The following is a 14,021-nucleotide window of genomic DNA, read 5'->3' on the forward strand; positions in this document are numbered from 1 at the left end:
AATTTTGTACTTCTTCTTATTATAACGGATACTTATTTCGAATGATAGCACGCAACAAAAAAACCAGAGATTCTTCTCGGAAGAATTTCTGGTTTTTGTCCTATTTAACGATTAGTCATCGTCGCCGTCTACGGTCTCTTGATCAAAGTTATAAATTTTAGAGTCTGCCGCACCAACTGTTACATCATATTCCATGTTTCCTTTAACAATTTCAAATTCATATTCTTTACGGCCATTCTCGTAGTCTACCTCACTCGTGATTACACGCCCGCCGCCCGTTCTGCCGAGCGCGATTTGTTGGGCTTTAGAAAGAGAAATTTCTGCCGTTTGGCTTGGCGTTCCATTTGACTTCGTTTGCGCCTGACTGCCACTGCCTGAAGTGCGGATAGTTTCTTTTTCGAACTTGTAAACTTTCGAATCAGCTGCACCGATTTCAACTTCATATTCCGTGTTGCCATTAACAATTTTAAAATCGTACTCTTTACGTCCATCATCGTAATCCGTATAAGCATTAACTACTCGGCCACCGCCCGTTTTAGCAAGCGCGATTTGTTGGGCTTGTGCAAGCGAAATGCCAGTTGTTCCTGATGTAGATTTATTTGTCGTATTGTTTTCTGAACCTGTTTTGGGACTTGCTTGTCCAGACGTGTTAACCGTTTCTTTTTCATACTTGTAAATTTTAGAATCAAGCGCGCCAACTTCAACATCATGTTTGACATTGCCATTTAAAATCTCAATTTCATAAACTTTTTTATTGTTTTCATCAGCTACTTTAGAAGATGTAACTTTGCCGCCACCAGCTTTCTTGAGGGCAATTTGTTCAGCCTCTGCTGCTGTAATTTCTTTTTTATTTGTTGAAGTCGTCCCAGAATTGATTTGCTTTTCTTCATAACTATAAATGCGTGAATCGGCTGCACCGATGTCTATACTATATTTCGTATTTCCTTTAACAATTTCAATTTCATAAACTTTTCTACCATTTTCAGTATCAAGGTTATACTTCACGACTTTACCGCCGCCAGTTTCCTTAAGCGCAATTTTTTTAGCCTGACTCGCCGTAATATCCGCGGCTGCTTCCGCATGTGAATCACTTCCGTTTAACCAAATGCTTCCTGAAACTGCAATTCCACTAATGGTAAGAACCGATACTAATAGTGCTACTCCTACTTTTTTCTTACTCGTATCCATAATCGTTGTTAGTCTTTTTTTCATTGTTTTTTTTCCTCCATAAAAGTTCGTTGATAGTTTAGTATTCAGTGTTTTTCCTCTTCCAATAACGCCAATAATCGTTTCACCATATTCTATTCTGCCGGAGCGATCAAGCCCGCGGACTACTTTTTCATCACACGATTCTTCGCAATCATTTTGAAGTGCTTTCGCCATAAAATAAATCACCGGATTAAACCAATAAATCGCATTTATCATAAGCATCGCGTATCTCACCCAAAGATCTTTTCGTTTAAAATGGACGAGCTCATGTCGGAAAATAAAAGCGAGTTCATCTTCCGAAATTGTTTTATTTGGTATTAAAATCGTTGGGCGCAGCAAATGAATGAACATGGGACTAATTTCCATTTTGCACGTATAAACTGCGACTTTTTTATGTAACAGATTCAAACGTTCTTTTTCTTGTTCTAAAACAGTAAGTATTGCTGCATCTCTTACGGGACTGCTCCATCTTTTAACCAATCTGGAAAATTTAATGTGGCTCCAGAGTGTGTAGGCTAGAAATAGCAGCGCACCAGTTAACCAGATAACAAATAAAATCATTGAAATATCCAGTACGCTATTTCGTTCCGCATCGCTTTGAACTGCAACCGTATTATCCGCGGAAGTTTCTGATTCTAACACAGAAGCTTCTTGAGCAGTTTCAATACGTTCAAGCGGCGGATTATTATTCGTCAGTGAAAAATCGAATGTTGGTCGAAAAGGGATGAGAAGTCCTATTAAAATGATTATCCAAATAACATAACGCCACTTTGCTGCATATTTTTTTGCGAAAAAATAATTAAAGGCAATAAAAGCGAGAATTATAAAGGACATGGCAAGTGAAATCTCAAAAAGCTGTGATAAAAATTTTTCCATGCTGTTTATCCTTCCTTGTTTAGCCAGTCTTTTAATTCATTAATATCATCATGTGTCAAATCTTTTCCATCATATAATGTATTAACTAACTGTGTGATAGAGTTATTGTAGTGTTTCTTCATAAAATTTTTCGTTTCGACTTGTAAATATTCTTCTTCCGAAACGATTGGCGAAAAGCGACGTTCACGCCCATTTTTGCTGCTTTCTAAAAACTCCTTTTCCACTAAACGCGTTAATAAAGTTAACACGGTTTGGGGCTTCCAGTCCTTGTCGTCGGCTAGTTCAGCGATGATTTCGTTCGTTGAAACCGCCCCTGCTAGTTTCCATACAGCTTGCATAACTTCAAATTCAGAATCTGGCAATTTTTTCATGTGTACACCTCTTTCTACAATTGTCGTTTTTCCTTATAATACATTTGTCGTTTTGGAAAGTCAAGTATTTTTATTCAAATTAAAATTGCCCCACCAGGTATACTTTTACTTAAAGAGGGGTAAAGTCTAGAAGAATATTTGGAATAAAAGGAAGGTGTAATCCAATGAAGTCCACTGGAATTGTTCGAAAAATTGATGATTTAGGGCGTGTTGTTATTCCAATTGAAATTAGGCGCACACTTAATATAAATGTCCATGATCCGATGGAGATTTTTATTGATGATAATGCCATCATTTTCAAAAAGTATATTGCTGGACTTGAATGCGATGTAACGGGGACGATTTCTTCGGAGAATAAGCATTTTTTGGACGGCAAGCTAACGTTAAGTAAAGACGGGGCGAATCAATTGATTGCAGAAATTAAACGTCAGTTTGATACATGAAAAAGGAGCTTGGGTATCCAAGCTCCTTTTTCAAATTACTTTTTCTTAAACTTACGAAATATGTTTTTAGAAGCACTTTTTACAACATCAAAGAAGCTGATAGAGGGCGTCATATTGGCCGGATCGACGTATACGCGTATTGCTCGTAAGGCGTCTTTTGGCTTTTTAGAAGAAAAAGTGTACGTGCCATTTTGCTTCGTTTTAATAGCATAGCGGGGAATCCACTTCCCTTTTAGCATAACTGAAACAATGACTTGGTCGACTTCTTCCCACGGAATTTGAATAAACTTGCGCACGTCTCTTGAATTAAAAAATTCAAAACCCTTATCGCCTATCATGATTTTTCCGTAATCCGTGAGCCCCGTAAAAGCAGTAGCATCTATTGTTAAATCTACCTTCGTATTTATCGACTGAACCAAATATATCCGCTCCATTTCTTTTTACTTTGACATTCATTATACCAAAAAATTAAGCAGAAAGTGGTTGGCGGGAACCAACCACTTTAACTGTTTCCTTTTTAGAAGAGTCCGATAACGTGTCCAACTACACCTACTACGAATAAGCCAAGAATGATAATAATTGGACTGATTTTTTTCTTAAGCAACCACATACATAAGAATGTAAGTGCTAAGGCAGCAAGTCCTGGAATTAAACTATCTAAGTTATTTTGTAACGTCGTAACTTTTATTTCAGAAAGTGCTAAGCCGGCATTTTGTTGTTCAAGAGCTGTTTTAATCCCTTGAGCGCCTGCTGGCAGGTGGTTCCAATCAATATAAGCTCCTTCATCAAGTTTAACTTTAGAGATGATTGGCGCGAACTGAATGTTTACCCACCTTTGTACCAGGGCGGCGAGCACGAACATACCGAGTATCGAAGCACCTTTTGTAATGTCTTGAAGAAGTCCACCAGAAAGGTCATCAGTAATTTTAGAACCTGCTTTGTAAGCAAACTCTTGTGTGTACCACATGAAGCCCCAACGAATAATATTCCAAGCAACGAAAAAGATAATTGGGCCAAGAATGTTTCCGCTAAGAGCAAGAGAAGCACCTAAAGCGCCTAACATTGGACGTAGTGTGAACCAGAATACCGGATCCCCAACGCCAGCAAGCGGTCCCATCATACCAACTTTTACCCCTTGAATTGCAACATCATCAACTTCTGCTCCGTTTGCGCGTTCTTCTTCTAGCGCAAGCGTTACACCGAGAATTGGTGAGGCAATGTAGGGGTGCGTGTTAAAGAATTCCAAGTGACGTTTCATCGCTTCAGAACGGTCATCTTTAGATTTATATAATTTTTTAATCGCTGGAAGCATTGAGAATACCCAGCCACCATTTTGCATACGTTCATAGTTCCAAGAACCTTGAATAAACGTAGAGCGCCATGCTACTTTCAGGCGGTCTCGTTTCGTTAATTCAACTTTTTCTGCCATTTTTATTCTCCTCCTTTTTTAGGCTTAATAGTCGTTTAATATATCCCCGAGCGGATCACTTGAGTTACCTTTTCCACCGCCGTTAGAGTTTCCACCGCTCATTTTAGAAAGTTGTAAGTAAATAAGCGCTAATGCAACACCTAATGCACCTAGTGCGATTAATGTTAACTCGGAAATTGCTGCTACAACAAAACCAATAACGAAGAAAGGCCATACTTCTTTTGTCGCCATCATGTTGATTACAAGTGCATAACCAACGGCTACTACCATTCCCCCACCGATTGCCATACCATCTGTTAACCATGCTGGCATTGATTCTAGGAAATTTTGTACAGTGGCTGCTGGGATAAATAATAGCGCCGCTGCTGGAATTGCGATACGTAAACCTTGCATACAGATTGCTGAAATGTGTAACCATTCAACTTCTCGCATATGCCCTTTTTCAGCTGCTCTATCCATCATATGAACGATTGGAACGGCTAAAGTACGAACGATCATTGTTAAGAAAAGACCTGCTACTGCAAGTGGAATTGCAATTGCGATTGCGGACGGAATACCTGCTACACCTTGTCCACCTAAAACTAAAATAATTGCTGATGCTACTGACGCCAGTGCCGCATCCGGTGCAACCGCTGCTCCGATATTTGCCCATCCAAGTGCGATCATTTGAAGCGTACCACCGAGGATGATACAGGCAGTTAAGTTCCCTGTTACTAAACCAATTAATGTACATGCTACTAAAGGTTGATGGAATTGAAATTCATCCAGAATCCCTTCAATACCCGCTATAAATGCAACGATTATTACTAAAATCATTGATATAATAGTCATAATGTACCTCCTATTTTTGAATTTATTCGCTTACCCTTTTAATTCTGCTTTTGCTTTTTTGATGATGTCCTCCATGTTCGCGCTAGAATCGTTTGGAACTTTACGAACATCGAATTTAATACCTTTTTCTTTTAGCTTATCGAAAGCTGCCACATCTTCTGGTCCCATTGAAAGTACTTTGCTTACTACCACTTTGCCGACAGAATGTGCCATAGAGCCAACATTTACTTCCTTAATGTCTACGCCACCTTCAACAGCTCTTAACACATCTTCTGGATTTTCAAATAATAAAAGTGCTTTTGTATTCCCAAAACGTGTATCTTTTGAGATTTCAATCATTTTGTCAACTGGAATAACATTTGCTTTAACGCCTGGTGGTGCTGCTTGTTCAATTAACTTCTTACGCAAATCATCTTTCGAAACAGCATCCGATACAACAATGATGCGATTCGGTTGCGTTGATTTTGTCCAAGCTGTTGCCACTTGTCCGTGTAACAAACGAGAGTCAACACGTGCTAAAACAAATTTTATTTTCCCATCTCCAACAACAGTTCCCGGTGCCATCGGGCCTGCTGCTTGTTCCGCTGCTACAGGTGCAGCTTCTGCTGGTTCTAGTTCTTCCGGTTTCACTCGAATTCCTTCTTTGCCGCTCCCAATAATATGCGCCGCAATTTCTTGCGCAGATTCCATAGTGAAGCGTGATGCAAAGGCTTCGATGAGCATTGGTAAGTTAAGACCGGCTACAATTGCCCACGAATCAGCATGCGCTTCAAACAAGTTGTTCGCTTGATTAAACGGAGTGCCTCCCCAAAGATCAACTAAAATCAATACTTGATCTTGGTTATCAAACGTTGCAATCGCAGCTTCCATCTTTGCTCTTACATCGTCAGGGCCTTCATTTGGCATCAGCGTAATCGCTTGAACATTTTCTTGCTCTCCAAAAATCATCGTACCAGATTGCAAGACGCCAGAAGCAAACTCTCCATGGGTTGCAAGGATAATTCCTACCATTCTTTTACCTCCTAAGTGAAATATTTTGTTTAAAATAGACAGTCAAATGTCTAGGCAGATTTAATGTGTGATTCCGTTTTTGTCTATCTTAAAAATCTAAATGCACTCCCTTTTTAACGAAGAGCATCCATTTAATGTATTGCAAGTTTCGTGCCAAATATAGTGTATCAAAGCGGATGGCATTGTATACCGCTCATCCGTCGAATTTTAAAAATTAAATTTCTCGAAGTGTATTATAGATTAATACGCTATTTCCTGATAAATATTAGTGTATTATTTAACGAAAACCAGCCCTAACCTTGCATTTATATTTGAAAAAATTCTGCTTTTGCAGCAGAATCTCGTCATATTTTGTCTTAATTAGTTAATTGTTACAATACAAAATTTAAAGAAATACGCTTCATAGCTTCTATCAAGAAATATTTTTGTATTGCTTTCAGCAACTATATTTGTGTTTTTTAATATGTTAAAGTATACATATCGCTAGCAAATGACTCAACAAGGAGGAGGACAATGCTCAAAGAAAGAATTAATTTTTTACTCGACAAAAAAGGGATGTCACGAAAAGAACTTGTAAGCGGACTAATCACTTTACCCCATTTTTCAAATATTTTAAAAGGGCGTTATATCCTCGCTGAAGATTTAGCATCTAAATTCGCTGAAAAACTTGAGGTACCCGCAGATTATCTGCTTAAAGCCGAAGATATATCTAACCATATATTGCAAGGCGCAAATGATATCGTAAACCAGATGATTGTTTTCATTGATATTGATGAAACATATGTCACCACACTTCCGAACTGTTCCAACCCACTTGTGATTGAATTAACTTCTAAACTTATGGCAGCTTGTTATTATCAATCAATCGGGGATAACAAAAATTATGCTTTTTTACATAAAAACTATTTAAACTTTTATTTAAAAGAGTTTTCGGACGACGATATCAAAGACCTTCCAAGCCCGTTAAAAAAAGCTTTTTACTTTTATAAAATCCAAGTTTTTAGGTCGAAAAATGATTTTGAACTCGCCTATAGCTATTGTAAGTTACTGCTCCCACTTCTTACGGAAGATGTCGAGCCTTGGCTTGCCGTAAAAAAAATAGAAGTTGAAATTCTGCTTACACTGAGAAAATTTGAGGTGGCAAAGAAGAGTTTAGATGAGGCAATGCAAAAAATTCAACTAAAGAACTTAAATTATCATCTCCCAAGCTTTTATGTTTTACAAAGCAACTATTATTTTTATTTAGGTTTTTCCGAGGAAGCATTGATTAGTCTATCGAAAGCCGAAGAAAATGTAGCTCATTTGGATTTAACAATAAAAGGAACTTATCTCATTACCATTTTTAACAATCGCATCGTCATGCTTATTAAAACAGGAAAGTTGGTTGAGGCTGAGTCAGAAAGCGAACGTTTTAATACGTTTTTACAACACTCTTCAGAAGTCGAAGAAACATTTTTTACATTAATAAAAATCTACAGGGCCGATATCGCCTTATTAGGAAAACAATTCGATAGGCTTGATATACTGATTGAAGAACTCGAAAAACTTCCTAAAAATAGCGACCAAGGTTATGCATTGCGATTTTACAAAGCGATGCTTGCTATTTCAAACGGTGACTATCAACTCGCGGAAGAAGAAGCAGAATCCTGCATAATGTATTTTGAAGAGAACCCGATTATCGAGCGACTAGTCCCGCTATATGAAACCCTTGGCATTTGCGCCGAGAAAAAAAGGCAATATAAAAAGTCTTCAGATATGTATAAAAAAATTGTCTATTTACTAAAAGAAGGTTAGGAGAATAAAAATGAAAAAATTATCTCGTTTATTATCAACACTTGGATCTCTGTCAATTGTCGGAACAATGATTTATATATTCTTTTTGAGTAACGATGACTTAAGTGTCACCGTTGAAAGTTCTCTATTCAAAATTGGAATTTACGGCGGTATTGCATTAATCGTTTGTTCCACACTACTTTCCCTTTTCGGACTCAAAAGCGCAAAGGTGAAAAACGGGGAAGCCGCATTAGGCATCATTCGTAACTTCACCCAAACAGGAACTTACGTGAACGAACAGCCACAAGTCGAAATCCAATTAGATGTCGTCAAACGCTCTGGCGAAAATTTCCAAGGACAGGTGACAACCATTGTTCCCCTGACACAATTAGCAGCCTTACAAATTGGCGCTCCAATCCAAGTTGTAACAAATGATGCGCGAAAAGTCGGACTTCCTAAAAATGGCGACCCAACGCTTTCACAAGATGAAACACAACATTTATTTGAAGAATTCGGGATAAAACAAGGATTCATGGATGCGGAAGCCGTTAAAATTGGTAGAGAGGGTGTCAAAAGTTATGCTACAGTAACTGGAATGCGACCTCTAAACAGCATGTCTGACGCCAAAGTAACCGTTTCTCTAGACCTGGAAGTAGCGCTAAAAGATCACACAACAAAGCTCGTTACTGTTGAAAAAACGGTGTTTAATGAAGCACTCGACCAAATCCAACCGGGAAGGGTCATTGAAGTCATTTATCTGGAAAATAATGTTGAAAAACTTGTGATTCAAACAAAAAGTTCGGCAGAAAAAACGTTTCACGCCATACTCAATGAATGATAAACACAAAACAAATCCCCAGCAAATCAAGAGTTGCTGGGGATTTTTACGTTGCTGCTTGACAGCAAGTTTTCTAATCTCTTTTGAAATTGTCCATATCAATCACTCTTTTGATCCAGCTCATGATACGCCCCATAAACTTCACGTTTTGGGAGTTCGCGTTCTTTCATGACTATTTTAATTGCTTCTTTTGAGGATAGATCATTTTGTGCCATCACACTTTCAACGTGCGCTTTAATGGTTAGGTTGGTCCACCAGGCGGCGGTTGTTGACGTGGGATTTTCGTTTCCTTCGATAATTAGACAAAATTCGCCACGGACGTTCTCGTTTTCAGCCCAAGTGAGTGCTTCCGAAATTGTGCCGCGGAGAAATTCTTCGTAGCGTTTCGTGAGTTCGCGACAGAGCGTGATTTTGCGCGATTCACCCGTGATTTTCGCCATCGCTTTGAGCGTTTCTTTGAGGCGATGTGGGGATTCGTATAAAATCCATGTTTCGCGGCGTTCGGATAGTTCAAGGAGTGCTTCTTTTCGCTCTTTATTTTGTCGCGGCAGGAAACCATAGAAATAAAACGGCTGCGGGGCAAGGCCTGACGCGATGAGTGCGGTTAAAGCGGCGTTTGCTCCGGGGAGTGGAATGACTGTCAAATTTTCGGCAAGGCACGCCGCAACAAGTTCGTGGCCGGGATCGGAAATGGACGGCATTCCGGCGTCACTTACGAGCGCGATTTTCATGCCGCCTGCAATTTGTTTGACCAGTTCATTTTGGCGACCAAGCTCACTGTATTGATGGTAGCTCACCATTTTTGTGTGGATATCAAAATGGTTAAGCAGTTTAATCGTGTTTCGCGTATCCTCCGCAGCAATTAAATCGGCGTCACTAAGCATGCGAATCGCACGGAAAGTCATATCCTCCAAGTTGCCAATTGGTGTCGGGACCAAATAAAGCGCGCCGGCCTCTCGTTCAAAACTCTTCTGTGATTTCACCCGTTTCCCCCTCCTTCAAATAAATTTCCTTCTGCTTCCGCGACAACTTTTTAAACGCAGCTTCCGCTTTGGTGGCCTCGCTTCTGGTTAAAAATTTCTCCGTGTGAATAACCTTGACGGGACGCCTCGTTTTGGTGTATTTACAGCGAATGCCGGCATTATGTTCGGCTTCGCGGCGCAAAACATCAGTCGTATAGCCGCCGTAGAACGTGTCGTCGTTACATTTTAATACGTAGAAAAAATGTTCACTTGCCTTCGCCATATAGAATCTCCTTTAAAAGTGGGGTGTAGTCGCCGTTTTGTTCGTGCACAAAAATGGGTGGCAAGTAGCGCACGCCTGATTTCGCATCCTTTATCCCTTCAACAAGAACCATATTGGCGTCGCGGTCTAGGTGAGGGTGAACAAATTGCACGCGCTTTGGTTCCAAGCGATATTTGCGCATAAAATCCATGATGTCAACGAGGCGGTCAGGACGGTGAACAAAGCTTGCTTTGCCGCCTTGTCTGAGAAGCTCTGCGCTCACTCGGACGGTGTCTTCAAGGGTACACATGACTTCATGGCGCGCAATTTTATAGTGCTCATTGGCGTTCACCTTGCTAGATGGGGGCGTGTTGAAATACGGCGGATTGCATGTCACAATTTGATGTTTTTCCTTACCAAGCGTTTTTGTGACCTCACGAAGATCCGCTTCTAAAATGGTAATTTGGGCAGCTAATTGGTTGTATGAAACACTTCGGCGCGCCATGTCGGCTAGTCGTGGTTGAATCTCAACAGCCGTGATGGGAACTTCCGTGTGCTTGCTAAGAAGGAGAGGAATAATGCCATTTCCGCTGCAAAGGTCCACGATATCGCCTTTTTTTCGGGGAATGTATGTAAAATGGGCCAGCAAAACGGCGTCAAGAGAAAACGAAAAGACAGATGGACTCTGAATAATCCGCATTTCTTCTGCAAGTAAATAATCAAGTCGTTCGTCATCTCTTAACAATCGTTTCATCTCCTTAGAAAAGGCCTCTCCCCGTTTTCCGAGAGAAAGGCCATGTTTACTTTTTATTTAATAATGATAGGCAAAACAAGCAATCTTCGTCATTGCCGCGCGGGCTGCCGAAGTGAACGTTGCAGACGTGAAAACCTTCTTTATAAAGCTTCACTAAATTTTCGTGGCCGGCGTTTTGTTCAATCATTTGTTGCATCGCTTCTTTGCGTTCTTTTGCCATGACGCCTTTTTCATGTAAGTCTTGCAATTTTTCGCTCGACTCTCCTTGGCGCTTTCGCAAAAGATCATTTTCGAATTCTAGGCGGTTATTTTCTTCAATCATTTGGGCTAAGCTCGTTTTGAGTTCGCCAAGCTGTTGATAAAGCTCACCAATTTGTTCTTCCATGTTGCTTACTGAATCAAAAAGTGCTTTTTTCTCCATTATTTTCACCTCAAGACTTTGCTAGAAATGAGTTAAACGGACGGATTTCATCTAATGCGTATTCAAGAATCGTTTCTTCTTCAGGCATGCGTACCTGCAAAAGACGTTGTAACAAGTTGATGCCTGTTACTTTCGCTTCAGTTCCTTCTGGCGTTGTGATGACCGTTCCGACATCTGGCATTTCTCGTTTTGCAACTTCATATTCATCGTTTTCATATTTCAAACAGCACATTAAGCGTCCACATAAACCTGAAATTTTTGTAGGGTTAAGCGATAAATTTTGGTCTTTCGCCATTTTAATTGATACGGGTTCGAAATCACCTAGGAAAGTGGAACAACAAAGCATGCGTCCACATGGTCCGATTCCGCCAAGCAATTTGGCTTCATCTCGCACACCAATTTGCCGCAACTCGATACGTGTTCTGAATACGGAAGCTAGATCTTTCACGAGCTCACGGAAATCCACACGACCTTCTGCTGTAAAATAAAAAATGATTTTATTTCGGTCAAACGTATAATCAACATCGACTAGGTTCATATCAATTTTGTGTTCCATAATTTTTTCTGCGCAAAGACTGAGCGCTTCACTACAAGATTCACGGTTTTCTGCTACGCATTTATAGTCTGCCTTCGTTGCGATTCGCACAACATTTTTAAGTGGTAAGACCACATCTTCTTCGTCGACAAACCTAGGTTCAATGACGGCGCGCCCAAATTCAATCCCCTGCGCATTTTCTACAATAACGCCCTGATCCTCAGCAATGTCTAAATCGCCAGGCGAAAAATAGTATATTTTACCAGCGTCTTTAAATCTGACACCAACAATTTTAATCAATTGAATGACCTCCCTGAACTTTTAATACAAGTTGCTCCATTAAAAGTTGCGGATTCATATTTGAATCCAGTTTTGTTTTAGCACTCAAAATTAGTTCGATATCAAGGGTAATTTTCGTTAACGAAAATTTAAGTGCATCGTTTTTTAGCATGTCTTTTTGTCCCACACAAATCAGTTGATATTCCGGAGAAAGCGCCATATGTAGCACATCCCGGAGCAGAAGCATGAACAAATCTAGCCCGATTTTAAGATTCTCTTTTTCCTTAAATAACGGCATCCATGTTTCCTGAATAAAAATAAGTGGATTTGGGCCCGAATGATACAAACCTTCATATAATTTTACGGCGGCACTTCTTGCATCTGCGAAAAATTCATCTTCTTCAAAGTGCATGGCTTCGTCGATACTTCCGGTTAAACTTGCGTATATTCGTGCTTTCTGTTCCGCAATTCCCGTAGCAACAAGTCGCTCGACCAGCTGATTAAAGTTCAATTCTTTAAATTGGACGGGCTGCAAACGCGAAGCAATAGTCGGTAAAATTTGGCTTTGATTTTCGGTTAAAAATAAAAGGAGCATGCCCGGCTCTGGTTCTTCAATAAATTTAAGAAGACTGTTTGCCGATTGAAGCGTCATTTTATCGGCTTCTTCAATAATAAGTACTTTCTTGTCGGATTCCATACCTCGTTTCGTAAGCTCCATTTTCAGCTCACGAACTTGGTCGATTTTAATGCTTAATCCGTCAGGTTTTAAAAAGTGAACGTCTGGATGGTTATGATTTTCGATTCGGGTACAATTGACACATTTCCCGCAAACAAGTGACTCTTTTGTCTGCTCTAAACAAAATAAACTTTTTGCGAGCCAAAGCGCCATTTGTTTTTTTTCAGTGCCTCTTGCCCCAGCAAATAAGTAGCCATGCGACAAGCGGTTAGAGGCTACTGATTGCGTAAAAAGATCCATAACAACAGGCTGCAAAGTGCGTAATTCCTCTTGTAGTCCCACAAAAAACTCCCTTTCAAGTTCATTCTTTCCTATTATAACATGACAGACAAAAATTCGCGTGATTTTTTTATTTTCCTAAAAAAAGTTAAATTTTTCCCAAATACGATAGACAAGACACTATTTTCGGAATAGAATAAGGAAGAAGAAAAGCGGCTATTCAAAGGGGGCATCACCTATGCAAGAATCGCAAAAAGGCATTACTGATTTTTTGCGCACGCACACTGCTGATATGATTTCCGACTGGCTTGATTCCATCTACTCCATGAAAAAACCGTACACAAGTTTCGTGTACGAACCGCTTTACAAAGAGGAATTACGCGCAGATAGTAAACAAACTGCCAATTTGATTATTGATTTTTTTAACCCGGATAAAAGCCAATTCGAAAATTCGCTTACAAAATGGCTCGACCACATGTACAAGCGTCGCATGGAAAACGAAGTTCCACTACCCGAAGTGCTTATGACTTTGGATAAACTGCGGTATCAATTTCTAAAATGGACGGGGAAATTTGCGATTGCCACCGATTCGATTTCGAAAGCGCAATACTCAGAAGCAATTCAATCGATAAACTTTGCCTTTGATGCGATTAACGAACAATTCACCGACTTATATTTCACACAAATCATGCAACACCTAAACGCGCAACAACATTTAATTGCAGAAATTAGCACGCCGATTATTTCCATTACCGACCATATCGCCATCTTACCTTTAGTTGGCCGCGTCGACCATGAACGTGCTGAACAGTTGATGGAAACCACAACAACGCGTTGTAGCCAGCTAAATGTTGATTACTTATGCATCGATTTATCGGCCATCACCACTTTCGAAACTACACTCGTCAAAATGCTGTTTAACCTAGCTAGCGTTTTAAAACTACTTGGCATCGAGCTCGTTTTATCAGGCATCACCCCAAAAATGGCGCAGCAAATGATACAGCTTAACCAAAGCGTCGACATTCCTGCCTATCATTCGCTAAAGGAAGTTCTAAAAGATAAGGTTTAAAAA

Annotated in this window: 16 protein-coding genes; 4 read left to right on the top strand and 12 right to left on the bottom strand. The window is 39.9% G+C overall.

Features of this window, described 5'->3' with window-relative positions; all coding sequences use genetic code 11:
- Nucleotides 1-111 precede the first annotated feature (111 nt).
- Together CFT42_RS08545 and CFT42_RS08550 are read right to left on the bottom strand one after the other, a co-directional pair.
- Nucleotides 112-2,085, bottom strand: a complete 1,974-nt coding sequence (locus tag CFT42_RS08545) for a M56 family metallopeptidase (RefSeq protein WP_088815913.1) — start codon at nt 2,083-2,085, stop codon at nt 112-114.
- Between the two features lie 5 nt (nt 2,086-2,090).
- Entirely contained in the window at nt 2,091-2,456 is a 366-nt protein-coding gene (locus CFT42_RS08550) for a BlaI/MecI/CopY family transcriptional regulator (protein ID WP_088810781.1), read from the bottom strand.
- A 164-nt stretch (nt 2,457-2,620) separates the two neighbouring features.
- Here CFT42_RS08550 and CFT42_RS08555 point away from each other — a divergent pair, with 164 nt between their 5' ends.
- Nucleotides 2,621-2,899, top strand: a complete 279-nt coding sequence (locus CFT42_RS08555; protein ID WP_088810782.1) for an AbrB/MazE/SpoVT family DNA-binding domain-containing protein — start codon at nt 2,621-2,623, stop codon at nt 2,897-2,899.
- Nucleotides 2,900-2,934: 35 nt separating this feature from the next.
- Here CFT42_RS08555 and CFT42_RS08560 read toward each other — a convergent pair whose 3' ends face one another.
- The 4 genes from CFT42_RS08560 to CFT42_RS08575 all read right to left on the bottom strand — a co-directional run bounded on the left by CFT42_RS08560 (nt 2,935) and on the right by CFT42_RS08575 (nt 6,170).
- Complete coding sequence (locus tag CFT42_RS08560; protein WP_088810783.1) at nt 2,935-3,318, bottom strand: DUF956 family protein; 384 nt, start codon at nt 3,316-3,318, stop codon at nt 2,935-2,937.
- 98 nt (nt 3,319-3,416) lie between these two features.
- Complete coding sequence (locus CFT42_RS08565; protein ID WP_088810784.1) at nt 3,417-4,328, bottom strand: PTS system mannose/fructose/sorbose family transporter subunit IID; 912 nt, start codon at nt 4,326-4,328, stop codon at nt 3,417-3,419.
- 24 nt (nt 4,329-4,352) lie between these two features.
- The gene (locus CFT42_RS08570; protein ID WP_088810785.1) at nt 4,353-5,159 is read right to left on the bottom strand and encodes a PTS mannose/fructose/sorbose transporter subunit IIC; all 807 of its coding nucleotides are present in this window, start codon (nt 5,157-5,159) and stop codon (nt 4,353-4,355) included.
- A gap of 30 nt (nt 5,160-5,189) precedes the next feature.
- Nucleotides 5,190-6,170, bottom strand: a complete 981-nt coding sequence (locus CFT42_RS08575) for a mannose/fructose/sorbose PTS transporter subunit IIA (protein WP_088810786.1) — start codon at nt 6,168-6,170, stop codon at nt 5,190-5,192.
- Nucleotides 6,171-6,683: 513 nt separating this feature from the next.
- Between CFT42_RS08575 and CFT42_RS08580 the strand changes: the two genes are divergently transcribed.
- Nucleotides 6,684-7,964, top strand: a complete 1,281-nt coding sequence (locus CFT42_RS08580) for a helix-turn-helix domain-containing protein (protein WP_088815914.1) — start codon at nt 6,684-6,686, stop codon at nt 7,962-7,964.
- A 10-nt stretch (nt 7,965-7,974) separates the two neighbouring features.
- Nucleotides 7,975-8,781, top strand: a complete 807-nt coding sequence (locus tag CFT42_RS08585; RefSeq protein WP_088810788.1) for a hypothetical protein — start codon at nt 7,975-7,977, stop codon at nt 8,779-8,781.
- Nucleotides 8,782-8,879: 98 nt separating this feature from the next.
- Here CFT42_RS08585 and rsmI read toward each other — a convergent pair whose 3' ends face one another.
- Genes rsmI through holB form a run of 6 tightly spaced genes read right to left on the bottom strand, consistent with a single transcriptional unit; the run spans nt 8,880 to nt 13,012 of the window.
- Complete coding sequence (gene rsmI / locus CFT42_RS08590) at nt 8,880-9,764, bottom strand: 16S rRNA (cytidine(1402)-2'-O)-methyltransferase (protein WP_088810789.1); 885 nt, start codon at nt 9,762-9,764, stop codon at nt 8,880-8,882.
- The gene (locus CFT42_RS08595; protein ID WP_088810790.1) at nt 9,742-10,026 is read right to left on the bottom strand and encodes a GIY-YIG nuclease family protein; all 285 of its coding nucleotides are present in this window, start codon (nt 10,024-10,026) and stop codon (nt 9,742-9,744) included. Before CFT42_RS08595 ends, rsmI begins: the two co-directional genes overlap by 23 nt.
- Nucleotides 10,010-10,759: a tRNA1(Val) (adenine(37)-N6)-methyltransferase gene (locus CFT42_RS08600; RefSeq protein ID WP_088810791.1), complete on the bottom strand. Its 750-nt coding sequence runs from the start codon at nt 10,757-10,759 to the stop codon at nt 10,010-10,012. Before CFT42_RS08600 ends, CFT42_RS08595 begins: the two co-directional genes overlap by 17 nt.
- Nucleotides 10,760-10,805: 46 nt before the next feature.
- Nucleotides 10,806-11,180, bottom strand: a complete 375-nt coding sequence (locus tag CFT42_RS08605) for an initiation-control protein YabA (protein WP_088810792.1) — start codon at nt 11,178-11,180, stop codon at nt 10,806-10,808.
- Nucleotides 11,181-11,190: 10 nt separating this feature from the next.
- Nucleotides 11,191-12,015 carry a PSP1 domain-containing protein gene (locus CFT42_RS08610; RefSeq protein WP_088810793.1) on the bottom strand — a complete coding sequence of 275 codons (825 nt, stop codon included), beginning with the start codon at nt 12,013-12,015 and terminating at the stop codon, nt 11,191-11,193.
- The gene (holB, locus tag CFT42_RS08615) at nt 12,008-13,012 is read right to left on the bottom strand and encodes a DNA polymerase III subunit delta' (protein ID WP_088815915.1); all 1,005 of its coding nucleotides are present in this window, start codon (nt 13,010-13,012) and stop codon (nt 12,008-12,010) included. Before holB ends, CFT42_RS08610 begins: the two co-directional genes overlap by 8 nt.
- 175 nt (nt 13,013-13,187) lie before the next feature.
- Here holB and CFT42_RS08620 point away from each other — a divergent pair, with 175 nt between their 5' ends.
- Nucleotides 13,188-14,018: an STAS domain-containing protein gene (locus CFT42_RS08620; protein WP_088815916.1), complete on the top strand. Its 831-nt coding sequence runs from the start codon at nt 13,188-13,190 to the stop codon at nt 14,016-14,018.
- Nucleotides 14,019-14,021: the final 3 nt, after the last annotated feature.

Origin of the sequence: Listeria goaensis (assembly GCF_900186125.1) — a bacterium.
Taxonomy (GTDB): Bacteria; Bacillota; Bacilli; order Lactobacillales; family Listeriaceae; genus Listeria; species Listeria goaensis.

Bases quoted from the DNA above. Each gene is read 5' to 3' on its own strand.
- CFT42_RS08545 (WP_088815913.1), bottom strand. From the start codon at position 2,085: ATGGAAAAATTTTTATCACAGCTTTTTGAGATTTCACTTGCCATGTCC.
- CFT42_RS08550 (WP_088810781.1), bottom strand. From the start codon at position 2,456: ATGAAAAAATTGCCAGATTCTGAATTTGAAGTTATGCAAGCTGTATGG.
- CFT42_RS08555 (WP_088810782.1), top strand. From the start codon at position 2,621: ATGAAGTCCACTGGAATTGTTCGAAAAATTGATGATTTAGGGCGTGTT.
- CFT42_RS08565 (WP_088810784.1), bottom strand. From the start codon at position 4,328: ATGGCAGAAAAAGTTGAATTAACGAAACGAGACCGCCTGAAAGTAGCA.
- CFT42_RS08570 (WP_088810785.1), bottom strand. From the start codon at position 5,159: ATGACTATTATATCAATGATTTTAGTAATAATCGTTGCATTTATAGCG.
- CFT42_RS08575 (WP_088810786.1), bottom strand. From the start codon at position 6,170: ATGGTAGGAATTATCCTTGCAACCCATGGAGAGTTTGCTTCTGGCGTC.
- CFT42_RS08580 (WP_088815914.1), top strand. From the start codon at position 6,684: ATGCTCAAAGAAAGAATTAATTTTTTACTCGACAAAAAAGGGATGTCA.
- CFT42_RS08585 (WP_088810788.1), top strand. From the start codon at position 7,975: ATGAAAAAATTATCTCGTTTATTATCAACACTTGGATCTCTGTCAATT.
- CFT42_RS08595 (WP_088810790.1), bottom strand. From the start codon at position 10,026: ATGGCGAAGGCAAGTGAACATTTTTTCTACGTATTAAAATGTAACGAC.
- CFT42_RS08600 (WP_088810791.1), bottom strand. From the start codon at position 10,759: ATGAAACGATTGTTAAGAGATGACGAACGACTTGATTATTTACTTGCA.
- CFT42_RS08605 (WP_088810792.1), bottom strand. From the start codon at position 11,180: ATGGAGAAAAAAGCACTTTTTGATTCAGTAAGCAACATGGAAGAACAA.
- CFT42_RS08620 (WP_088815916.1), top strand. From the start codon at position 13,188: ATGCAAGAATCGCAAAAAGGCATTACTGATTTTTTGCGCACGCACACT.